Origin of the sequence: Pontixanthobacter sp. CEM42 (assembly GCF_017812015.1) — a bacterium.
GTDB lineage: Bacteria > Pseudomonadota > Alphaproteobacteria > Sphingomonadales > Sphingomonadaceae > Pontixanthobacter.
The window spans coordinates 1155940-1177473 of sequence record NZ_JADQTN010000001.1 but is presented as its reverse complement, the minus strand read 5'-3'; the positions used below and the strand labels follow the sequence as shown (position 1 = coordinate 1177473).

General features: G+C 57.1%; 22 protein-coding genes. 12 read left to right on the top strand and 10 right to left on the bottom strand.

All coding sequences use genetic code 11. From position 1 onward, the window contains the following. Positions 1–49: 49 nt before the first annotated feature. Complete coding sequence (locus tag J9777_RS05645) at positions 50–1663, top strand: long-chain fatty acid--CoA ligase (protein WP_209347774.1); 1614 nt, start codon at positions 50–52, stop codon at positions 1661–1663. Positions 1664–1667: 4 nt separating this feature from the next. After that, positions 1668–2099, top strand: coding sequence for a DUF1330 domain-containing protein (locus tag J9777_RS05640; RefSeq protein ID WP_209347773.1), 432 nt, complete (start codon positions 1668–1670; stop codon positions 2097–2099). Between the two features lie 19 nt (positions 2100–2118). Here the strand turns inward: J9777_RS05640 and J9777_RS05635 are convergent, their stop codons facing one another. The 6 genes from J9777_RS05635 to J9777_RS05610 form a co-directional block, all read right to left on the bottom strand. Beyond that, positions 2119–2304, bottom strand: coding sequence for a hypothetical protein (locus J9777_RS05635; protein WP_209347772.1), 186 nt, complete (start codon positions 2302–2304; stop codon positions 2119–2121). Between the two features lie 149 nt (positions 2305–2453). After that, positions 2454–3566, bottom strand: a complete 1113-nt coding sequence (locus J9777_RS05630; protein WP_209347771.1) for a PA0069 family radical SAM protein — start codon at positions 3564–3566, stop codon at positions 2454–2456. A gap of 39 nt (positions 3567–3605) precedes the next feature. Continuing rightward, entirely contained in the window at positions 3606–4133 is a 528-nt protein-coding gene (locus tag J9777_RS05625; RefSeq protein WP_209347770.1) for a hypothetical protein, read from the bottom strand. A 1-nt stretch (position 4134) separates the two neighbouring features. After that, on the bottom strand, positions 4135–4662 hold the full coding sequence (gene moaB, locus J9777_RS05620) for a molybdenum cofactor biosynthesis protein B (RefSeq protein WP_209347769.1): 528 nt from the start codon (positions 4660–4662) through the stop codon (positions 4135–4137). 13 nt (positions 4663–4675) lie between these two features. Continuing rightward, a complete protein-coding gene (locus tag J9777_RS05615) occupies positions 4676–6421 on the bottom strand; it encodes a lytic transglycosylase domain-containing protein (RefSeq protein WP_209348618.1) in 1746 nt (581 codons plus the stop codon). Positions 6422–6458: 37 nt separating this feature from the next. Beyond that, positions 6459–7214, bottom strand: coding sequence for a hypothetical protein (locus J9777_RS05610; protein WP_209347768.1), 756 nt, complete (start codon positions 7212–7214; stop codon positions 6459–6461). An 89-nt stretch (positions 7215–7303) separates the two neighbouring features. Between J9777_RS05610 and J9777_RS05605 the strand changes: the two genes are divergently transcribed. The 8 genes from J9777_RS05605 (at position 7304) to J9777_RS05570 (ending at position 15819) form a co-directional block, all read left to right on the top strand. Further along, positions 7304–8965, top strand: a complete 1662-nt coding sequence (locus J9777_RS05605; protein WP_245228515.1) for an electron transfer flavoprotein-ubiquinone oxidoreductase — start codon at positions 7304–7306, stop codon at positions 8963–8965. Positions 8966–9014: 49 nt separating this feature from the next. Then, entirely contained in the window at positions 9015–9308 is a 294-nt protein-coding gene (locus J9777_RS05600; RefSeq protein ID WP_209347767.1) for a hypothetical protein, read from the top strand. Then, positions 9308–10120, top strand: coding sequence for a 4-(cytidine 5'-diphospho)-2-C-methyl-D-erythritol kinase (locus J9777_RS05595; protein ID WP_209347766.1), 813 nt, complete (start codon positions 9308–9310; stop codon positions 10118–10120). The genes J9777_RS05600 and J9777_RS05595 overlap by 1 nt, the downstream gene beginning before the upstream one ends. Positions 10121–10136: 16 nt before the next feature. Continuing rightward, positions 10137–10868, top strand: coding sequence for an N-formylglutamate amidohydrolase (locus J9777_RS05590; RefSeq protein WP_245228634.1), 732 nt, complete (start codon positions 10137–10139; stop codon positions 10866–10868). 96 nt (positions 10869–10964) lie between these two features. Further along, positions 10965–12833 carry a dihydroxy-acid dehydratase gene (ilvD, locus tag J9777_RS05585; protein ID WP_209347765.1) on the top strand — a complete coding sequence of 623 codons (1869 nt, stop codon included), beginning with the start codon at positions 10965–10967 and terminating at the stop codon, positions 12831–12833. A gap of 1 nt (position 12834) precedes the next feature. Continuing rightward, the gene (locus J9777_RS05580; RefSeq protein WP_209347764.1) at positions 12835–13236 is read left to right on the top strand and encodes a hypothetical protein; all 402 of its coding nucleotides are present in this window, start codon (positions 12835–12837) and stop codon (positions 13234–13236) included. Beyond that, the gene (locus J9777_RS05575; protein ID WP_209347763.1) at positions 13220–14617 is read left to right on the top strand and encodes an NAD(P)H-hydrate dehydratase; all 1398 of its coding nucleotides are present in this window, start codon (positions 13220–13222) and stop codon (positions 14615–14617) included. Before J9777_RS05580 ends, J9777_RS05575 begins: the two co-directional genes overlap by 17 nt. Next, the gene (locus J9777_RS05570; protein ID WP_209347762.1) at positions 14614–15819 is read left to right on the top strand and encodes a class I SAM-dependent RNA methyltransferase; all 1206 of its coding nucleotides are present in this window, start codon (positions 14614–14616) and stop codon (positions 15817–15819) included. The genes J9777_RS05575 and J9777_RS05570 overlap by 4 nt, the downstream gene beginning before the upstream one ends. Here the strand turns inward: J9777_RS05570 and J9777_RS05565 are convergent. The 4 genes from J9777_RS05565 to J9777_RS05550 are packed head-to-tail and all read right to left on the bottom strand — an operon-like array spanning position 15808 to position 18636. Beyond that, positions 15808–16584, bottom strand: coding sequence for a hydrolase 1, exosortase A system-associated (locus tag J9777_RS05565; RefSeq protein ID WP_209347761.1), 777 nt, complete (start codon positions 16582–16584; stop codon positions 15808–15810). The two genes, J9777_RS05570 and J9777_RS05565, sit on opposite strands and share 12 nt — an antisense overlap. Continuing rightward, complete coding sequence (locus tag J9777_RS05560) at positions 16581–17267, bottom strand: hypothetical protein (RefSeq protein WP_209347760.1); 687 nt, start codon at positions 17265–17267, stop codon at positions 16581–16583. The genes J9777_RS05565 and J9777_RS05560 overlap by 4 nt, the downstream gene beginning before the upstream one ends. 3 nt (positions 17268–17270) lie before the next feature. After that, the gene (locus J9777_RS05555; RefSeq protein WP_209347759.1) at positions 17271–17612 is read right to left on the bottom strand and encodes a phosphopantetheine-binding protein; all 342 of its coding nucleotides are present in this window, start codon (positions 17610–17612) and stop codon (positions 17271–17273) included. Between the two features lie 34 nt (positions 17613–17646). Beyond that, a complete protein-coding gene (locus J9777_RS05550; protein WP_209347758.1) occupies positions 17647–18636 on the bottom strand; it encodes a GNAT family N-acetyltransferase in 990 nt (329 codons plus the stop codon). Between the two features lie 2 nt (positions 18637–18638). Between J9777_RS05550 and J9777_RS05545 the strand changes: the two genes are divergently transcribed. Both J9777_RS05545 and J9777_RS05540 read left to right on the top strand, forming a co-directional pair. Next, positions 18639–20204 carry an acyl-CoA ligase (AMP-forming), exosortase A system-associated gene (locus tag J9777_RS05545; RefSeq protein ID WP_209347757.1) on the top strand — a complete coding sequence of 522 codons (1566 nt, stop codon included), beginning with the start codon at positions 18639–18641 and terminating at the stop codon, positions 20202–20204. Next, on the top strand, positions 20201–21433 hold the full coding sequence (locus J9777_RS05540) for a pyridoxal-dependent decarboxylase, exosortase A system-associated (protein ID WP_209347756.1): 1233 nt from the start codon (positions 20201–20203) through the stop codon (positions 21431–21433). Before J9777_RS05545 ends, J9777_RS05540 begins: the two co-directional genes overlap by 4 nt. The last annotated feature ends 101 nt before the right edge of the window (positions 21434–21534 follow it).

Here is a 21534-nt window from a genome sequence, read left to right as displayed (position 1 = left end):
GCATAGGCATGGTGGCAAAAAACAACCGGCAATCTTGGAGAGGATAACAATGTCAGCAGCAAATCTGGGCGCGATGCAACATGATTGGACCATGCGCATAACCCATGTGATCGATCATGCAGCACGCGAATCCGGCGCTCGTGAAATCGTAACGCGCTGGGCTGATGGCAATGAAACACGGACCAATTGGGCAGGCATTCGCACAGATGCGCTCAGAATGGCGCAGGCGCTTCAAGCGCTTGGTATCAAGAAGGGTGAGCGTGTGGCCAGCCTTGCGATGAACCATTCGCGCCATCTGGTGAGTTGGTACGGCGTCGCCGGAATGGGCGGGGTGCTGCACACGGTGAATCCGCGCCTGTTCGAAGACCAGCTCGAATATATCGTCAATCACGCCGAAGATAAGGTGATGCTGTATGACGCAATGTTCCAGCCGATCATCGACAAGATGCGCGATCGCTGGACCACCGTTGAGCACTATATCTGCTTCGATTCCGCCGAGCATTCGCCTGCCTTCGAAGATTGGATTGGCGACCAGGACGGGGACTTTAACTGGATCATGGGCGAAGCCACAGATCCATGCATGATCTGCTATACCAGCGGAACGACGGGCAACCCCAAAGGCGTCCAGTATGAGCATGGCTCAACCGTGCTGCACGCGGTATCGGGTCTTCAGCCATCAACGTTCAACTTCAGCGCCGCCAGTGTCATGCTGCCCGTTGTTCCGATGTTCCACGCGGCCAGTTGGGGACTGCCCTATGCAGGCGCGATGGCGGGGATCAAGTTCGTATTCTCCTGCAGTAACGAGCCCGCAGTGCTGCACGAACTGATGGAGCGCGAAGGGGTGACTGACAGCGCTGGCGTGCCGACCGTTTGGCTTGCGCATTTCCAATATTGCGACGCGCAGGGCATCGATCTGCCTAAGCTAAAAGCCGCGACAATCGGTGGTTCTGCCTGCCCGCGCTTCATGATCGAGCGACTGATGAAAAACGGCACCCGGGTGCAGCACGCTTGGGGTATGACCGAGACGTCGCCCATTGGTACCGTTGGCGGACCGACTTGGGATTGGGACGATCTGAGCTTTGAAGAGAGAGTCGACAAGACCGCGATGCAGGGGCGTCCGATCTTCGGTGTCGAGCTGCGCACCGTCGATCTCGATGATTGGACCAAAGAACTACCGCGCGACGGTAAAAGTTCGGGCGCGCTGCAAATCCGCGGGCCATGGATTATCAAGCGATACTTCAAGGCAGAGGAAGATTGCGTCGACGAGAATGGTTGGTTTGACACTGGTGATGTTGGAATCCTCCATCCAGATGGCACGCTGCAACTGACCGACCGTACGAAGGATGTGATCAAGTCTGGCGGCGAGTGGATTAGCTCGGTCGAGTTGGAAAATGCCGCCGTGGGTCATGCCGAAGTGGCCGAAGCCGCAGCAGTTGGCATGCCGCATCCTAAATGGGATGAGCGACCCGTATTGTTTGTGGTTCGTAATGAGGGATCTAATGTCACTGCCGATGATATCAACGAGCACCTCAAGCCGCTGATCGCCAAATGGTGGATGCCCGATGCGGTCGAGTTTGTTGACGATATTCCGCACACAGCGACCGGCAAGATATCGAAGAAGGATCTGCGCGACCGGTTCAAGAATTATAAGCTGGAAGGGTGATGGAATGACAACGTATATCGACCCGAGTCCGGTCAATTTTCAGGCGTTCAAAGACCTACTTCGCGACCAGCCGATCCATATGCTCAACCTGTTGCAATTCCGTGAGTCCGCGGAATATCCCGAGGGGCACGAGCATCACGGTAATGGCTGGAGTGGCAAACGCGCCTATCAGGAATATGGCAAGACAAGCGGACCGATCTTTCAGCGCGTCGGCGGCGAAATCGTGTGGCGCGGTGCGTTTCAAACGATGGTCACTGGACCCGATGCGAAGCAATGGCATGAAGGCTTCGTCGCGCAATACCCCAATAGCGGCGCGTTCTTTGAAATGATCAAAGACCCGGAATATCAGCTAGCAGTGGTGAATCGCACTGCGGCGCTGGTCGATAGCCGCCTTATGCGGTTTGAGCCGGGAGAGGCTGGCGGCGGGTTCGGGTAAAGACCGCTTGACCTAAATATTAGGTCGCATCCGCTCCGGCAACCTCACCACGCTCGACTTCCCGTTTGCTGACGACGTAGGCATAGGCCAATCCAACAATCAGAACCACGCCGCTTCCGCCTGCGACGAATGTCGAGTTGAAGAGGGTTGCGATTACGATCAGCAATACTGCTGCGACTAGAGTTCCTTGGATTGTCTTCGACATATCAGTGCCTTACTTCTAAAGCTTCAACGACCTGTGCCCGCTTTCTTAGCGAACTACTTTTGAAGAATTATGCGGTAATCGTTAATAAAAGGTACCCCGACGCCCGCAGAGCCTATGTGGCGTTACTCACATTGATCGAGCGACACCGTTCAAAGCAACCGCATTTGCCCGCCGATCTCCGGTTTGCGAAATTGCGAGCAATCGAGTTCAAATTTTGGGTCGTTGTCGAGACTGGTCAGGCCCGCGCGTTTGCAGGCAAGGCGGAAGCGCGAGCGGAACAGGTCGGCCCATACGCCTTTGGGTTTCATCCGCGTTTTGAAGTCGGGGTCATTGTCCCGGCCTTTCCCGTTTTTGGCTCTGATCGAGCGGACGATGCTCATCACTTTGCCTGCGCGATCTGGATAGTGAACGTCGAGCCATTCGCGAAACAAAGGCGCGACTTCATGCGGTAGACGCAGTGGGATCCAGCCAGCTGACCGCGCGCCGATTTCTCCAGCTTGCGCTATGATCTGCTCCATAAAATCATCCGTTATAGCCGGTATGATGGGCGACACTGAGCAGTGTGTCGGCACTCCTACAGCGGCCAATCGCTTGATTGCGGCAAGGCGCTTGCGCGGGGCTGAGGCGCGGGGTTCCAGAAGACTGGACAAGCGTGGATCGAATGTCGTCACGGAGATCGACACAGCGGTGAGATTGCGTTTTGCCAATTCCTCGAGCAGATCGATATCGGCCAGGACGCGGTCTGATTTTGTGGTGATTGTCACCGGATGCCGCGTGTCGAGGCACAGCTTCAGAATGTCCCGAGTGATCCGATAACTCGCTTCGATTGGCTGATACGGGTCGGTGTTGGTCCCCATTGCAATCCAACGCGGTCGGTATTTTGGCTTTGCTAGAGTGTCGCGCAGCAGTTTCGCCGCATTGGGTTTGGCGAACAGCTGTGTCTCGAAGTCCAAGCCGGGTGAGAGATCATGATAGGCGTGGGTAGGACGCGCGTAACAATATACACATCCATGCTCGCACCCGCGATAGGCATTGACCGAGCGATCAAACGGAATGTCAGGTGATTGGTTGAAGCTGAGGATCGTTTTGGGATGTTCTTCAGTGACGGTTGTGCGCAGCTTTACCGGCGGACCGCCGTCCTCTTGGGCAAGCGCTTCCATCGCATCATGCCAGTCACCGTCCAATTCTCTTTCCGCTAAGCCAAAGCGCTGAGAGACTAACGCGGATTGCGCTCCGCGACCCTTGATAATTTGAGAACCCATGGAGAGAACATAAGCAGAACAATGGCTAAAGGAAAGGCCTCAATAAAGACCGAGTTCTGCCTTTGCTGAAGCGATGCGCTTGAGAAGTTCCGGATTGGCGGCGCTTCCGACCGCGCTGAAAACCGTGCCCAGCTCCTTGCCCATTTCCTTTGTGTCGAACCATCTCAATAATGCTTCAAGGCCCGGTAGCGCTTCGTTGATCAACGCACGGCAACTTTCTTCGTCGGCCGTAAAATGCACATACTCGAAATGCGAAACGCGATAGGCATGTTGCATGCCGTCCAGATGCCAAAGTGGGATGAGCCGCATCACCTTAGCTCGATCCTCGAATTTGGTTGCGGCAAGAGTAGGCAGGTTTTCGCCGAAACTTTTGTGCGTGCCCCATGCTCCGCTAATCGAAAAACTGCCGCCATACTTCGCTGGATCAATCGAGATAAATTGCATTGCCGTGCCGGTATCGCGGTGCCATTCGGAATACTTTCCGGTGAAGCCGGCCTCGGCAATACGCGGCTCAAGCAGCTCGCGCTGGGCCTTGCGGATCTGACGGGTGCTCGGCTTCTTAGCCAAATTATTGTTCCCTCAATCTCGGCATAAGATCGACAAAATTGCAGGGCTTGTTCCGGCTATCGAGTTGCTCCGCCAGAATACCGTCCCAGCCATCCTTCACCGCGCCATTCGAACCGGGCAGAGCGAAGATATAGGTCCCGCGCGAGAGAACAGCGCATGCCCGGCTCTGCACGGTGCTAGTGCCAATACTTTTCAAGCTGAGATAACGGAACAGCTCGCCAAAGCCGGGGATGTCTTTCTCTTTGACGCGGTCCAAGGCCTCTGGCGTTACGTCGCGGCCGGTCAATCCAGTACCGCCGGTGGTAATGATCGCATCGATCCGGCTATCATCGATCCAGCTGTTCAGACGGTTTGCGAGAACATCGGCGTCATCTTTTTCGATCACGCGTGCCGCAAGTATGTGCCCGGCACCTTTGATCCGATCCGCCAGCAGGTCGCCCGAACTGTCTGTTTCCAAAGTCCGCGTGTCGGAAACCGTAATAATCGCGATATTGATCGGCTTGAACTGAAGATCTTCTTTGATTGGCATCAGCGTGCGCGGATCAATCCCGCACGCTCAGGCGTACGCCGTTGGTGCTAGAGCTGTTGGAACCCATTCCGGGGAAGGTCGGCCACATGCCTTGCGCCAGCGCTTTGCGGCTTTCGGATGCGCCGCCTGCTTGGCGTTCATACATCCAGTAATTGCGCATCACGATTGAAACGTAACCACGCGTTTCCCAATAGGGGATGCTCTCCATGTAGAGAAGCGCGTCGCCCTGATCGCGGATTTCGCTGTTCCAGCGCGTAACCGGCGTCAGGCCGGCATTATAGGCCGCCATAATTTTGGGCAGTAGCCCTTGTGTCGCGCGGCTATCACGCAGCATGTTCAGGTGTTCTTGACCGAAGGCCAGGTTGATCTCGGGTTGAGACAAATCGCGTGCATTGCCTGCAACGCCGAGCTTGCGGCGGTGGTCCTTGGCTGCCGCGGGCATAATCTGCATCAATCCGCGCGCACCGGCTGGGCTAACGACTGCCGGACGGAAGTTCGATTCCTGTAGCGTGTGAGCATAAGCCAGCGCTGGATCGACTTTCCAACCGTTCACTGGTGTCCAGCGAGGGGCAGGGTACTGCAATGCTGGCTCTGCTCTCGCACCGCGCGGGGCATTGTGCGCCATCCATAGCTGCGTTGATGGCAGGCCGAGTTCGCGTGCCAGACGCGACAATTCGCCGTAATGCTCGGCGTCACCTATCTTCGCCTGATGACGCAGGACTTCGTCGGCTAGGTTGCCGCGGCCAATTTCGGCAAGGCCAACGGCTGTGCGGACATTGTCGACGCTGCGGATTTTCTGCCAATCTTCCAGATCAAAATCGGCGGTCGAGTGCGATTGCGGCAGTGCTTGGCCGAGTTGTTCGCGGGCCAGCATTCCGTACAGCGTTTCGTCAAGATCAGCGGCTGCGCGCAGTTGTTCAGTCACTTTTTCCGGCGCGCGGCAACGCATGTAGGAGCGGGCGGCCCAATAGCGTGCAGCGGCGGTGAGTTCGATATTGGTTGAGCCAATGGCCGCTTGCTCGAAATAGACCGCGGAGCTGCCGCAATCCTTCATCCGCCATGCGGCGAGACCTGCGACCCAATTACCTTCGGCGACCCAACCGCCAGTGCCTTCGTTGACGGTCTGTGCAACGGCGAATGCCGCAGGATCATCGTTTTCGATGTAATAGCTAAATGCAACGCGCTGACGCCATTCGGCACGGGCAGCGGAGCTCAGGCTCGCATCGATACCATCGAGCAAAATACGGGCGCCATCGGGATCGTCATTCTTAATCTTGTCGAGGATCGCGCTGCGGATTGAAGCAGGCATTGTGCCATCGCGCACGGTTTTGGGCCGGATGCGCTTTGATTTGTAAGGCTGGCGCACCAGTGATTGCGCCTGCGGTAAGCCGTAAGTTGCGTTCAGGCCGCGTTTCTCGCCCAAACGGGTCAGTTGCTCTGCATGCGGCAGATAGCGACCTGACGAGAGCCAATTGGCGATCTGGTCGCCTTCAACACGCGGGCTGTTGGCGTGAAGATAATATTCGGCGAGGGCAACTTGGTGCAGAGGGCCATCATCGCGCTGGCTGAACAACGATTGGACACGGTCCCAATTCTGGCCGTCAATTGCATCGAAAAGGCTGGAATAATATTCGCGGTCGCGGCGGCTCAATAGCTCGGGCACGTTGGTGGAGGATGCGCGGTCGCGGAAATATTCCGCCGCGCTGCTATTCGCCACAACTGGTGTGGAAACACCGCAAGCGAGAGCGCCTGCGAGCATCAACACGGCCTTCTGAATTCCGCCAAACTGTTTCAAATTAGCTATCCGTCCATTCGAGCCAGCGCTGCCAGAACCTTTGACGTCTTCCTGCGGATCGCAGCAATTCAGCCAGGGAGCCGACACCCATTGCGGGTATGCTTCCGCCTTCATGGTTAAAATTCGGTAAAATTACAGTGCCCTGCGCCGTATCGTTCCCGAGTAGCGGCGGAATGTTACGGCCGAACGCTAGGATCCGTTTCGGCGCAGCGAGAGCGATGTGGTGTGACAGGACTTCGCCAATGCCAGCGCTGCGCAAAGCCTGCCAATCGGGCATCGGCGTGTGACGGCGCAGCACGGTGGCGAGATAGATATCGTCATCTGATATTGCAGCGGCCTGCATAATGCCCGCTAGCAAACGCCCTTGCGGCCCGGCCAGCAGATCGTCGCTGTCGTTTTCCTCGGGCTCTGGCAAAATAACCATCAGTTCTGCACCTGCGGAACCGCGCGGAGCGATTGGCGGAAATGCGCCGCCGCCGTCTAGTTCCTCACTGCTGACGAGCCATTGTTGAAAGGCAGCAAGCTCTGCTGGCCAATCCTCGCGCGCGCCGCCAATTTTCTTTGGTGGAGGCGGCGGGGCAGGTTCGGCCTTTTTCTTCGGCTTAGGCTGATGTTCTTGCTGTGCGCTTTGAGCCTCCGGCGCGACCAGCCAGTCCGTAACGTCATCGGCGAAATCATGATCGACGCCCGCGTCGCGCCACCAGTCCAAAGCTGCTGCAAATTCGTTAGCTAAAGTAGAAGGTGAGGGCTCGGTCATCGCTGGCACGGGTCTTGACCTGCTGCGCCGCAGTATTCAAGGGTTTCAGCGACTTTAGACGCAGCTAATTGATAGGGAATAGAGCCACTATGAGCGCCGAAGCGATAGAACGCGAATCAATGCCGTGTGACGTAGTGATTGTGGGTGGTGGGCCAGCAGGCCTTGCAGCGTCAATCCGTCTTAAACAGATCAATGAAGATCTTGAGGTTGTGGTGCTTGAAAAAGGCTCCGAAATCGGCGCGCATATCCTGTCTGGTGCGGTTGTTGATCCAAAAGCTTTGGATGAACTCTTGCCTGATTGGCGCGATATGGATTGCCCGATGGCCGAAACGCCGGTCACCGATAATTGGCACTGGGTTCTGACCAAGGGCGGTAAGTACGGAATGCCGCATCTGATGATGCCGCCGTTCATGTCCAACCATGGTTGCTACACCGGTTCGCTGGGCAGCATGACACGCTGGCTGGGTGAGCAGGCAGAGGCGCTCGGCGTAATGGTCTTCCCCGGCTTCCCCGCTGCCGAAGTGATGTTTGATGAGAATGGCGCGGTGCGCGGCGTTGTGACACAAGATATGGGCATCGCCGAGGACGGGTCGCACAAAGGTGATTTCGCACCCGGTATGGAAATCGAAGCGAAATACACGCTGTTTGCAGAGGGTGTTCGCGGCAATCTGACCAAGGAAATGAAAGCCAAGTTCGATCTGGAGGCTGATTGCCAGCCGCAGGTTTACGGCCTTGGCATTAAAGAGCTGTGGGACATTGATCCTGCCAAGCATGAGCCGGGTCGGGTGATCCACACCCAAGGCTGGCCTCTCAGCGAGACTGATACATGGGGCGGGGGCTTCCTGTATCACCAAGCAAACGGTCAGGTAGCGCTCGGTTTCGTGACCGCGCTCGATTATGAAAACCCTTATGTCTCGCCGTTTCAGGAGTTCCAGCGCTGGAAAACCCATCCGGTCATCAAGGAATATCTCGAAGGCGGAAAGCGCGTTGCCTATGGCGCGAGAGCCATTAACGAAGGCGGTTGGCAATCTGTGCCGAAGCTCGCATTCCCGGGCGGCGCGCTGATTGGCTGCGCAGCTGGCTTCGTGAATGTTCCTCGTATCAAGGGCAGCCATACCGCCATGAAGAGCGGCATGCTGGCGGCAGAAGCGGCGGCTGAGGCCATTGCAAGTGGTGCCGAGAAAACCGAACTGACCGATTACGAACCGAATTTGCGTGAAAGCTGGATCGCCAAGGAGTTGAAGCAGGTTCAGAATGCTCAACCCGCCATTGCCAAATTTGGAGGCGATTACGGCACAGTTATCGCTGGCATCGATATGTGGATGCGCCAGCTCAAGATTGGCTTGCCGATCACGATGAAGCACGATCCCGATTATACCAAGCTGGGCCGCGCCGATCTGTATCGCCCTATCGACTATCCAAAGCCCGATGGAGAGATCAGCTTTGACCGCCTAACCTCGGTATCGTTCAGCTACACTAACCATGCCGAAGACCAGCCGGTCCACCTGAAAGTGGCCGATCTTGACCTGCAGAAACAGAGCGAGTTGGGCGTCTATGCTGGCCCGTCAACGCGCTATTGCCCGGCGGGTGTTTATGAGTGGTTGGAAGACGAGAGCGATGGTTCGATGAAATTCCAGATCAACTCGCAAAACTGCGTTCACTGCAAGACCTGCGATATCAAGGATCCGAACCAGAACATCAACTGGACCACGCCCGAAGGCGGCGGCGGTCCGAATTATCCGAATATGTGATGCGCAGTCACGCCGATACATTGTGATCATTAACGCAGCTAAGGCAGTTGTGGGTCGGCTAGCAACTTTGGCCGCAATTGTTGCCAGCGCAGGTGTCGTTGTGCGGATGGCTCCGGTGGATCGCTCCGCTGGTGAGATTGCTGAGGCGCTACAGAAGCTGCTGGAAGGTCGTTGGCTGCACGTCGAATGGGCTGGATTTATAACTCAGCCGATCAGCGATGCCGCTTTGGAGAGCATTCGTACGAGAGCGGTAGCTATTGAACTCCCGCTCACTGATGATGGCCGGTTTACCATTCAAGAGCTGTTGAATGAGCTTGAACGCCTGGATGGCGCCGACAAATAATGGCTCACATCCAAACCGCCTACGCCAAGATCAACCTTGCGCTGCATGTTCGTGCGCGGAGGGATGATGGGTATCACGAGCTTGAGACGTTGTTTGCGTTTGTCGATCAGGGCGATGTTTTGACAGCAAGTGCGGCGGAGCAGGATGAGGTCACGGTCGTTGGCGAATTCGGCACTGCGCTGACTGATCCATTCGACAACATCGCTACCAAGGCTCTTGGAAAATTACCACGTGCCAATGGCTTGCGAGTCATGCTTGAGAAGAATTTGCCCGTTGCGGCTGGCCTTGGTGGCGGGTCTGCTGATGCCGGTGCGATCTTCCGGATTGTTCGCGAAATTCATGGTCTGCCCGATGATTGGCAGGCACGCGCTGCGGCGCTTGGGGCTGATGTTCCTGCGTGTGTCGAGAGCCTGACGTGTATCGGGCGCGGCACGGGCACCGAACTGGAAACCATCGAGAGTAATCTGACCGGCACATCGGTTCTGCTTGTCAATCCGCGCATTCCTTTAGCCACAGGGCCGGTGTTTAAAGCGTGGGACGGCGAAGATCACGGACCAATGCCGACTGGCACGGCATCGCTGATCGCTCAGAAAGGTCGCAATGATCTCGAAGCGCCCGCGATCAGCATCTGTCCCGAAATCTCAACAGTGCTGGAGTCCCTGAACGGAACAGATGCTTTTCTCAGCCGTATGTCGGGTTCAGGTGCGACGTGTTTTGCGCTATATCGCAGTCATGACGTCATGCGCGAAGCCGCAGAAAAGCTGGCATTCGACCACCCAGATTGGTGGCAGATGCCCGGAACGCTGAGATAGGAAATTCACTTCCATGATGATGGATGATCTACCATATCGCCAAGTCGGCGAACCCCGTCGCGGCGGGATTGTGTGCGTTGCCGACCATGCAGCGAACTATGTGCCCGATGATATCGAACTGGGTATCGCCAAGGGCCTTCTGGACACTCACATCGGCTATGATATCGGCACCGGCGGCATTGCCGACCGGATGGCACGACGTCACGATGTCGCAGCGCATATTGCCACTGTCAGTCGCTTGGTCTGCGATCTGCACCGGACCGAAGATGCTCTTGCAGTTGTTCCAACCGAGAGCGACGGACATGTAATTGCGGGAAATATTGGCGCGGATGTGGAGGGGCGTTTGGACCGTTTTCACCGCCCTTATCACGCGGCGCTTGCAGATTGGCTGGACGAGGCCGATCCCGAACTGATCGTTGCATTACATAGCTTTACACCGAAACTTGAATCCAAAATGGAGGATCGCCCATGGGAAGTGGCGCTACTCTACAATCAGGATGATAGCGCCGCCCGCCATGCGATCCGCCTGTTTGGCGAAGAAGGGCTGAATGTCGGCGACAACGAACCCTATTCGGGCAAGCAACTTAATGCGACGATGGATCGCCATGCGGAGGCGAAAGGCCGGAAATATATTACCGTTGAGATCCGGCAGGATTTGATCGGCACCAAGGCGGAACAAGCTCGTTGGGCGTCGCTGGTCACCGATGTTGCCAACCGTGTTGCGCTGGCTCTCAAAGCGGAAACCTAAGCGCACGCAAGATTTTCTGTTTCGGATACGCCTTCCGGTAGGGTAGCATTGCTGGCACAACATACCGCACATTCTTCCAGAATACCGGAGTTCTCAATGCCCGCCTATCGCTCCCGCACCACCACCCATGGCCGCAATATGGCCGGCGCACGCGGACTATGGCGCGCCACGGGCATGAAGGACGGCGATTTCGGAAAGCCGATTATTGCGGTGGTGAACAGCTTCACGCAGTTCGTACCAGGTCACGTCCACCTCAAAGACCTCGGCCAATTGGTTGCGAGGGAAATTGAGGAAGCGGGCGGTGTTGCCAAGGAATTCAATACGATAGCGGTCGATGATGGCATCGCGATGGGCCATGACGGGATGCTCTATTCGCTGCCGAGCCGCGACATCATCTCAGACAGCGTCGAATATATGGTCAACGCCCACTGCGCCGATGCGATGGTGTGCATTTCCAATTGCGACAAGATCACACCGGGTATGCTCAATGCCGCGATGCGGTTGAATATTCCGGTTGTATTCGTGTCAGGCGGACCAATGGAGGCCGGCAAAGTCGTGATCGATGGCAAGGAAAAGGCGCTCGATCTAGTTGATGCGATGGTCGCCGCTGCCGATGATAGCTACTCCGACGAGGAAGTTGCCGATATTGAGCGTTCTGCCTGCCCGACTTGCGGTTCGTGCTCGGGGATGTTCACGGCTAACTCGATGAACTGTCTGACAGAGGCGCTAGGCTTGTCTCTTCCCGGCAATGGATCGACTCTAGCCACCCATGCTGATCGAAAGAACCTGTTCTTGCGCGCTGGCCGCCTGATCGTGACCTTGGCCAAGCGATATTACGAGGAAGACGACGAGAGCGTTCTGCCGCGAAGCATTGCCAGTTTCTCGGCATTCGAAAATGCCATGTCGCTCGATATCGCGATGGGCGGTTCGACCAACACAGTGCTCCACCTTCTCGCCGCCGCGCACGAAGCGGGCGTCGATTTCACCATGGAAGATATCGACCGGCTCAGCCGCCGTGTTCCGTGCCTTTCCAACGTCGCTCCGGCGAAGGACGATGTCCATATGGAGGACGTCCACCGCGCGGGCGGGATCATGTCGATCCTAGGACAACTAGACAATGCGGGACTGCTCAATACCGCGCTGCCGACGGTGCACAGCCCGACCATGGCCGATGCGCTGGACGATTGGGACATTAGTCGCACGCAGAACAACAAAGTGCATGAATTTTACTCAGCCGCTCCGGGAGGAGTGCCGACACAAACCGCCTTCAGCCAATCGCGCCGGTGGGAATCGCTAGATACCGACCGCGAAAACGGCGTGATCCGCAGCGCAGAGAATGCATTCAGTCAGGATGGCGGGCTTGCCGTGCTTTCCGGCAATATCGCGCTTGATGGCTGCATCGTGAAGACCGCAGGCGTCGATGACTCGATCCTGACCTTCACCGGTCCCGCGAAAGTCTATGAGAGCCAGGACGATGCCGTGACCGCTATCCTGACCGATCAGGTTGTTGAGGGCGACGTGGTCGTGATCCGCTATGAGGGTCCCAAAGGCGGACCCGGTATGCAGGAAATGCTCTACCCCACCAGCTACCTGAAATCGAAAGGGCTGGGCGCGGCATGTGCCTTGCTGACCGATGGCCGTTTCTCGGGAGGTACATCGGGCCTGTCCATCGGCCATGTTTCGCCTGAAGCAGCCGAGGGCGGCACAATCGCTCTGGTCGAGGATGGTGACATCATCGAAATCGATATTCCAAACCGCACGATTTCGCTGGCGGTTTCTGAAGATATGCTCGCAAAACGCCGTGCTGCTGTTGAGGCAAAAGGCGAGGACGCGTGGCAACCTGCCAAAGACCGACCGCGTATGGTGTCACAGGCGTTGCAAGCCTATGCCGCGATGACCACGAGTGCGGCCAAAGGCGCTGTGCGCGATCTGACCCAATTGAAACCCCAATCGAAGCGAGGTTGATGTGACTGTCACTTCCCGAATTCTAACCGTTTCGGCTTTGCTGGTCGGTGCTAGTGCATGCTCCTCTCCTGATGTGGATCAACCACAGGCGGAAGAGGGCGCTCAGATGGTCGAATGCGCGCTGGGCGACGGTAGCCAGTTCGGTCCCGACTGTCTGGTCGAGCGAGAAGATGTGGATGGTCAGAAGCAGCTTATCGTGCGTCATCCAGATGGCGGTTTCCGGCGTTTTGCGCAGCTTGATGACGGGCGCGGCCTGATTGAGCTGGATGGCGCTGACCAGATGACGCGGATGCTTGATGGCGATATTCTGGAGATCAGCGTTGGTGCTGATCGTTATCGCTTTACTGCCAATGTCAGCGGCCAGGAAACACCAGATGCCGGTGCGGATGAAGCGGCCGAGTGAGCCCGTACTCACCGCCGCGCAGATGCTCGCGGCGGAACAGGCGCTGATCGATGCGGGATCAAGCGTCGATGAATTGATGCAAATTGCTGGCATTGGTGCAGCCGAATGGGTCTGGCGGATTGCCGCCGGGCGGTCTGTGACGGTGCTGTGCGGTCCCGGTAATAATGGCGGCGATGGCTATGTAATTGCTGAAGTTTTGCGCGCGCGCGGCCTGCCAGTGAATGTCGTCGCGCCGATGGCACCAAAGACACCAGCGGCAATGAATGCGCGGCGGGCTTACAAAGGCACGGCAGCCACCTCGGGAAAAGGGATCGACGGTGCGGTTCTGGTCGATTGTCTGTTTGGCTCAGGCCTTTCACGACCTCTTTCGGCAGAATTGCTGTTGTTGCTGCGCGATCTTGCCTCGCGGCATCGGTATAGGATTGCTATTGATCTACCCTCTGGCATCGCAAGCGATAGCGGTGAGACCCTGAATGATAACCTGCCTGAGAACACGCTGACACTGGCATTGGGTGCATGGAAATATGCCCATTGGACGATGCCGGCCTGCGGAACCATGGGCGAGCGCAAGCTGGTGCCAATCGGTATTACCGCCCCGACCGAGTCAGCCGCACTGGTTGGCAGGCCGGTGCTGGCGGCTCCCGCGCCGGACGCACACAAATATACGCGAGGGCTGTGTGCGGTTGTTGGTGGTGAAATGCCGGGTGCAGCGTTCTTGTCATGCAAAGCAGCGATGCATGCCGGTGCAGGCTATGTGAAGCTGTTGAGCGAGCGGATGGAACGTGCCGTGCCTGCAGATCTGGTGGTTGATCGAAAGATTCTGGACGTCGCGTTGGGCGACAAACGGATCGGCGCAGTTCTTGTAGGCCCGGGTCTCGGCCGCAGTGATGAAGCAAGCGCGGCGTTGCGGACTACGCTGGCATGGTGTCGGACAGCGGTCCTCGATGCCGATGCGTTGACAATTTTGACGCCCGATATGTTGCGCGAGGATGGAATCTACATCGCGACACCACATGAGGGCGAACTGGAGCAATTGTGCCGATCATTCGCGGTGATTGCGAAAAGTAAGCGCGAAAAAGCCCAGGCACTGGCCAAAGCAAGCGGGATGGTAATCGTGGCCAAAGGACCGGACACGATCATTGCCGCGCCCGATGGTAGAACAGCCCTGGCAAGGCCAGCGTCCAGTTGGCTCTCGACTGCTGGCACAGGCGATGTCCTCGCCGGAATTGCGGTGAGCAGGCTAGCTACCGGCGCAGAACCGTTCGAGGCGGCCTGTCAGGCTGTGTGGCTCCATTCGGAGGCGGCACGTCTATCCGGAACAGCCTTCACTGCGACAGAGCTTGCCGGAAAGGTAGCAGACGCCTACGCGGCCTGCCTGTGAGTACTTCATCCGAAATCGTCCGTATCGCTGCCAAAGGCGATGGCATTACCGCCGATGGCCGCCACGTTTCCGGGGCAGCGCCGGGTGATATCCTGCAAGACGATGGCACTTTACAGCATGGCCCGCATCATATCGCTCCAGCATGTCGCCACTTCGGCAAATGCGGCGGCTGCCAGTTGCAGCATATTGACGAGGAAAGCCTTCGCGATTTTGTGACGTCGCGCGTGGCCAACGCCGCCGAGGGGCAAGATATTGCTGTCGGTAAATTGCTGCCAACGCATCTGTCGCCGCCAAGGAGTCGTCGCCGCGCCACATTGCAGGCGCTTAGCCAGGGCGGGAAGCCGCTGATCGGCTTTCGTGAGGCCGGCTCGCATAAGGTGGTCGGTCTGACTGAATGCCATATCCTGTCAGAAAAATTGTTTGGGACTGTTGAAGCACTGAGAGCAATCCTGGCGCGCCGCAAAGGCAAGTTCGCGGTCGATATTGAACTGGCTGAAACCGACCAAGGCGTCGATTGCTCGCTCAAGAACCTGCCAATTGAAGGGCTCGAGCAGACTGAAACGATTCTCGACTTTGCGCGTGATCAGAGACTGGCGCGGCTAACGCTGGATCAAGGCTATGGTCCCGAGACATTGTGGGAGCCTGACCCCGTTACCGTAACCCTATCAGGGGTTCCCGTCGGTTTTCCGTCCGGCGGTTTCTTGCAGGCAACGCAGGATGGCGAGGATGTGCTTGTCGGCGACGCCAAGGCATGGTTGGCCGATGCGCACACGATGGCCGATCTGTTTTCCGGGTTAGGTACCTTTGCATTTGCTTTAGCTGGTAAGACCAAGGTGCTTGCGGCGGAGGCAGCGCGCGATACGCATATGGCCTGTCTGATGGCAGCGCGCGTTACGGGTAAGCCAGTCCATTCGATCCACCGCGATCTGTTTCGCAACCCGCTACAATTGGAGGAACTCAACAAATTCAGTGCGATATTGCTTGATCCTCCCAGGGCTGGCGCTCGCGATCAGATCGAATTGCTGGCCGAAAGCACAGTGGAAAAAGTAGTCTATATCAGTTGCAACCCATCAAGCTGGGCACGCGATGCCAGAAAGCTGATTGAGGGTGGATATCGGCTTGAGAAATTGCGTCCGGTCGGTCAATTCCGCTGGTCAACGCATGTTGAGCTTAGCAGTCTGTTTGTCCGCTCAAGCGCGTAGCACTTCCAAAATTTGCTGTTCCAGCCACTCGCGAGCATGTGGCTCAACATAGGCGTGAGAGGCACCCTCGCAGCTGCGGATGCGCGGATCATTGGCGTTCCAATTTTCCAGAAAGACTTGAGCCGTCCGGTCGCTGCTGGCCAGAAGAATGCTGACGGGTTTGTCGTAGGCAGCAATGCCCGCCGCCATATCCTGTGCCAAACCGGTGGTCTCGGACGAACCACTTGCAGCTTGTTTGAGACCGCCAAACAGTTTTCGCAGATCAACACCGCCAGTGAGCAGCCGCCAGATCTCTTTGGGGTTCTTGAGTTTTTCGACATAGCGAGACCGCACTGCGCTCGGCGGCGGCGTATCATCGCTTTCATCTTCGATAGTCCACGGGTTGGACAGGATCAGCCCGTCCAGATCGGTACCACCGGCCAGCATCAACGCGCTCGCTGCATCGCAATTGCCGAAGCCAATAACGCGCGTCATTTGCGGATTGATTGCGCGGAATGCCTCGATAGCGGCGGCGATGTCTTTCCGGCTCTTCGTGAAACCGCGATTTTCTCCGTCGCTGTCACCAATCCCGCGTCTGTCAAAGCGAAAGACCGGGAAGCCAGCGCCTGCAAGTTTCGCTGCCAGCTTGGCTTGTCCGGAGAATGTACCAGCGCGCACTTCATTGCCGCCTGACACAATCAAGAGACCTGTGGTACCGGGCGCAGTGTCGAACGTCCCGGCTAGGCAACTGCCTTGGCATTCAAAGGTGAGCGAAAGGCGGCTCATGATTCGGACAATGCGATCGCGATGATGGCTGCGATGGCGTCTGATTGTTCCGGATCTTCGTCCGGCTCCGCGCGGAGCCAAAGGCCAGCGCCGGGTACAGCATCGCTTGGAATATCTGCTAGCGTTTCGCTTGCGGGCGTCTTGGAGTCCGACAGAGCAGAGAACAGTTCTGCACCTAATTGCCATCCTGCCAGCTCAATGCCATCAGCTCGGCCAGTCGCATCAAGGTCTGCGATGGTTTCCTCGCGACCTGCTTCGCGCGCGGCGATGGTGCGGGCGCGCAGCATTGATCGTAGCAATTGCTTACCGCCATGCGGTGCATACCGCCAGCCGGGTAACCCACCGGGTGCGAGCAAAGCGCCGCTGCGAATAGTCAGCAGGTGCGTCGCGTCAAAATACTTGGCAGCAGCAACGGCTGTTTCGCGCCAGCTCTCAAGCGTCTGCGCTTCAAGTGGCTGGGCACTTTCATTGCAACCGGGCAAATCGGGCAGAAAACTGTCGATGCCCGATAGGTCCAGACGGTGCATCACTTCCACTGTCTGCCGCCGCAGCTTGTTGGCCTCATCGAATAAAGCAGGGAGAACCAAGAGCCGCTGCTCGCGTCCCTGATTGAACGTCAGCGCTTGCTCTTCGCTTGTGCCACCGCCCGATAGTGGGGCGGGCCATTGTGCGAAGCTACGCACTGATCAGCCCTCGATGACTTTGGCCTCGGCGAAGGTAAGCAGCCCGCCATAGGTTTCCAGCATTTCACCATCGACATCATCATCTTCGATAATGATATCCATCCGGTCTTCCATCTCGGTCAGCAAACCTGCGACTGCCATGGAATCGAGCTCGGGAAGGTGACCGAACAGGCCGGTGTCGTTGTCGAATTGCTCGACATCATCGCTATCGAGGCCAAGCACATCGCATAGGATTGAGCGCAATTGTACATCAATCGCATGGCGACTGGGCGCGAGGCCGCTTGGCGCTTCGCTGTCTTCGGTCGGAGTATTCTCGGTACCGTCTGTCACGGGCTCGCGATCCATATGCGTGCTTTCCCCTGCAAGTGCGGCGCTGCCCTTAGCTTTCGGTGCCACCGCGTGCAAGCCGGGTAACTATTCGTTTGGCGAGGGAGGGCCATGCCTTTGGTTGGCGCGGATCAAGGCAGTCTATCCGGAAGCGCGGGCGATCCTCCTCCATCCAATCGCGTTTGTAGGGATCATTACCTGTGCCAAAGTCGATTAGACCGACTTTGTCTTGGTCCATAACATGTTCGAACAAGGCCGCGCTGAGCGTCGTTCCGGCAGATAGCGCCTTGTGCTCTTCGAGATGTGAGAGTTTGTGAATGTAGGCGATACCATCCTCGACCGTCCAGAACTGGGCGGCGACAGCTTTGCCTTCATGGCGCGCTATAGCGAGGCGAATGCGGCCAGCAGCGCCTTCCTGCTCGGCAAAGGTTCGCAGAAGCGCTGGATCACCTTCCTCGGGCTTCCAACTATCCTCATAGACCGCTTCGTATTCGGCCCAAGCATCTGCACCGAAACGCGTTAGCAACTCGACATCAACCTTCTTGGCTTTGCGCTTCAGCGTCGTGCGCATTCGCCCCGGGCGTTCGGCCCAATAGTCTGCGAAACTACGACCTTTCACTTCCAGAACATGGTTGTGATCACAATGCTCGCGCAGGACATTCCACCCTGCGCCGCGAAAAGCTGTTTCGATTGCCGCCGCGCTGCCATCGTCATCGGGGACGGGTGACATCACAATCCGGTGCGTTTGGCTGCGCAATCCTCTGGCGACCGTTTCAAGGAGTGCTGGATCGTGCGAATGGAGCGGCCGCCATGTAAAATTGTACCAGTTAGCTAGGGCTTCAAGCCTGTCATTATCCCGCATCAAGGGGAGCGCGACTTTGGTATCGCCGTCTTCCGCAACAGCAATCAGTGGCTCGGCACCAGACTTCGCCAGCAGTTCCAACCATTCAACCCGGTCAAAAGGCCCTTGATTCAAGTCACGCGATTTTTCAATCGTCCCTTGCAGAACATTAACCGTGTCGTGATAGCTGACGCTCAACACAAATGCCGTTTCCCTTGCTGGAGCCACAATTGCCCAATTTGCCCAATCCAGATCCAAAGCCGCTGGATCACCTCGCCGAGATTGGCGCTGATGATAGCCCGGCGCTGGTTCTGCGCAACCGGACGCTTAGCTTCAAGGACTTAAGGGACCGTGTTGCCCTTCTTAGTGGCTGGTTAAGAGATCGGGTGCCTCAGCAGGGCGCGCGGGTCGCGACGTGGGCGGCAAAAAATGAGCTAACCTGCCTGATGCCGCTGGCGGCGGCGCGGGCGGGGTTGGTCCATGTACCGATCAATCCGCTGCTTAAGCATACGCAGGCTAAGCATATTCTGGCCGATAGCGGTGCCGCTATGCTGCTCGGTACTAAGGCGCGTTTGGCTTCGCTTGAGGATGGCGACTTGCCGGTAGGCTGCGAAGCGATTGACGAGAATGATGTGCTCGACGCGCTAGATGACGTCGCTGAGCCGATGTCAGCATCGAAGGCCAATACCGACGATCTGTGCGCTATCCTCTATACCAGCGGCTCAACAGGGCGACCCAAAGGCGTCATGCTGAGCCATGCCAATCTGTGGTTGGGAGCCGTCAGTGTGGCATATTATCTCGGAATGGAGCCGGATGACGTCACGCTGGGCGTGCTGCCACTATCTTTCGATTATGGTCAGAACCAACTTCTAAGTAGCTGGTATGCGGGTGCTTCTGTTGTACCGCTCGACTACCTGTTCCCGCGCGACGTCGCGAGAGCATGCGAAAAGTATGGTGTCACAACGCTTGCTGCCGTCCCGCCGCTTTGGGTGCAATTAACCGAACTGGAATGGCCTGCCGAGGCCAGTGCACCCCTGCGCCGTTTAACCAACAGTGGCGGTGCTTTGACCGAAGAACTGGTCGAAGATTTACGCGACATCTTCCCGCAGGCACGCTTGTTTCCCATGTACGGTCTGACAGAAGCTTTTCGTTCGACCTTCCTTGATCCCGAATTGGTTGAGAGCCACCCGACGTCTATGGGCCGTGCCATCCCGTTCGCCGAGATCATGGTCATCGATGACGATGGCAATGTCGCCGATCCGGACGAAGAGGGTGAGCTAGTGCATTGCGGGCCTTTGGTTGCGCAAGGGTACTGGCAGGATAGCGAACGGACGGCAGAGCGGTTCAAAGCTTCGCCGGAAAGTTCAGAATATGGCGGAACAGCAGTATGGTCCGGCGACCGGGTCAAACGCGAGGCAGACGGCTTGCTCTATTTTGTCGGGCGCCGCGATGCGATGATCAAAAGCGCAGGCAACCGGATAAGCCCGCAAGAGATCGAAGACGCAGCGCGGGCAACTGATCTTGTGGCAGAAGCGGTAGCGCTGGGTGTTACAAATGATCGGCTTGGTCATGCGATACACCTTGTCGTTCGCGCTGCCCATGATGCAGAGGATGCTGAGGCGCAATTGCCCAAAGCGCTGGCTAAGGAGCTTCCCAACTTTATGCAGCCCCATGTGATCCACTGGAAAGACGCAATGCCGCTAAACCCGAATGGAAAGCTCGACCGGACGGCCCTTGCCAAAGAGATAATGGAAGAGATCGGGGCATGAAACCGAAACCGCTCGGCCCCATACCTGCAGGCTATGCCATCAAGGATGGTCAGCTAAGCGTTGGCGGCATGACCGCGCGTGAATTGGTGGAGCAGGGCGGGGCAACGCCATTGTTCGTCTATTCGCGCGAGCATCTAACCAAGCGCGTCGCCGATTTGCGCGCTGCCATGCCCGATCGGCTCACCATCAACTATGCTATTAAAGCCAATCCTTTCGCACCTGTTCTCGAACATATGGCCACGCTGGTGGACGGCTTCGATATTGCCTCAAGCGGCGAGCTGACCATGGCGCAAATGGCCAGTCTTGACCCCACCAAGATCAGCTTCGCTGGCCCAGGTAAGCGTGATGACGAGTTGGAAGCTGCTCTGCGTGCAGGAGTAACGCTTAATCTGGAGTCCGAAAATGAAGCGCGCCGGGCGATTGCTATCGCTGAACGTATCGGCGCGGTCCCGCGAATGGCGATCCGGGTAAACCCTGACTTCGAACTACGCGGCTCGGGAATGAAGATGGGAGGCGGCGCCAAACCATTCGGCGTCGATCAAAAGCGCGTACCTGCGCTGGCGAAGGAGATCATTGCTGCAGGTGCTGAGTGGCGCGGACTGCATATCTTCACTGGCAGTCAGGCGCTGAGCGCTGATGCGATTATTGAAGCGCAGGCAAATGTGCTCGATCTCGCGGATCAGCTTGCGACTGAAATCGGCAAACCTCTGCCGAAGCTCAACATGGGCGGTGGATTGGGCATCCCGTATTTCCACGGAGATGAACCCATCGATATCGCGGCAATTGGCGCGGCATTGGAAGAGCGGTTCGCTGACCTTCCAACAAACCTCACCGAGACCGAGTTGTGCATCGAACTCGGTCGCTACCTCGTTGGCGAAGCGGGTGTTTATCTGACTGAGGTCGTTGATCGCAAAGTCAGCCATGACATGACCTACTTGATCACCGACGGGGGATTGCATCACCAACTTGCAGCGTCAGGGAACTTTGGCACGGTGGTGCGCCGCAATTACCCATCGGCAATCGCAACGAAATATGATTCTGAACCTTCCGAAGAGGCCAATATCGTAGGGTGTTTGTGCACTCCACTCGATCGTTTGGCTGACAAAGCGCATCTTCCAAGAGCCGAAGTTGGTGATTTGGTCGTCGTTTTTTGTGCGGGCGCATACGGGGCCACCGCATCGCCATCCGACTTCCTCGGACAGGGCGCTGCCCGCGAGATTCTGGTCTGATTTTGACCGAATCACTCGAATTAACGTTTTGTTTCAATGTGTCCCGCTTTGGGACTGCAACATCCTAAACAGCCGTAAACGCAAAAAGGCTAACGGTATGT

Excerpts from the sequence above, each read along its gene's own strand:
- J9777_RS05645 (WP_209347774.1), top strand. The coding sequence starts at position 50 with ATGTCAGCAGCAAATCTGGGCGCGATGCAACATGATTGGACCATGCGC.
- J9777_RS05640 (WP_209347773.1), top strand. The coding sequence starts at position 1,668 with ATGACAACGTATATCGACCCGAGTCCGGTCAATTTTCAGGCGTTCAAA.
- J9777_RS05635 (WP_209347772.1), bottom strand. The coding sequence starts at position 2,304 with ATGTCGAAGACAATCCAAGGAACTCTAGTCGCAGCAGTATTGCTGATC.
- J9777_RS05630 (WP_209347771.1), bottom strand. The coding sequence starts at position 3,566 with ATGGGTTCTCAAATTATCAAGGGTCGCGGAGCGCAATCCGCGTTAGTC.
- moaB (WP_209347769.1), bottom strand. The coding sequence starts at position 4,662 with ATGCCAATCAAAGAAGATCTTCAGTTCAAGCCGATCAATATCGCGATT.
- J9777_RS05615 (WP_209348618.1), bottom strand. The coding sequence starts at position 6,421 with ATGCTCGCAGGCGCTCTCGCTTGCGGTGTTTCCACACCAGTTGTGGCG.
- J9777_RS05610 (WP_209347768.1), bottom strand. The coding sequence starts at position 7,214 with ATGACCGAGCCCTCACCTTCTACTTTAGCTAACGAATTTGCAGCAGCT.
- J9777_RS05605 (WP_245228515.1), top strand. The coding sequence starts at position 7,304 with ATGAGCGCCGAAGCGATAGAACGCGAATCAATGCCGTGTGACGTAGTG.
- J9777_RS05595 (WP_209347766.1), top strand. The coding sequence starts at position 9,308 with ATGGCTCACATCCAAACCGCCTACGCCAAGATCAACCTTGCGCTGCAT.
- J9777_RS05590 (WP_245228634.1), top strand. The coding sequence starts at position 10,137 with ATGATGGATGATCTACCATATCGCCAAGTCGGCGAACCCCGTCGCGGC.
- ilvD (WP_209347765.1), top strand. The coding sequence starts at position 10,965 with ATGCCCGCCTATCGCTCCCGCACCACCACCCATGGCCGCAATATGGCC.
- J9777_RS05575 (WP_209347763.1), top strand. The coding sequence starts at position 13,220 with ATGAAGCGGCCGAGTGAGCCCGTACTCACCGCCGCGCAGATGCTCGCG.
- J9777_RS05565 (WP_209347761.1), bottom strand. The coding sequence starts at position 16,584 with ATGAGCCGCCTTTCGCTCACCTTTGAATGCCAAGGCAGTTGCCTAGCC.
- J9777_RS05555 (WP_209347759.1), bottom strand. The coding sequence starts at position 17,612 with ATGGATCGCGAGCCCGTGACAGACGGTACCGAGAATACTCCGACCGAA.
- J9777_RS05545 (WP_209347757.1), top strand. The coding sequence starts at position 18,639 with ATGCCGTTTCCCTTGCTGGAGCCACAATTGCCCAATTTGCCCAATCCA.
- J9777_RS05540 (WP_209347756.1), top strand. The coding sequence starts at position 20,201 with ATGAAACCGAAACCGCTCGGCCCCATACCTGCAGGCTATGCCATCAAG.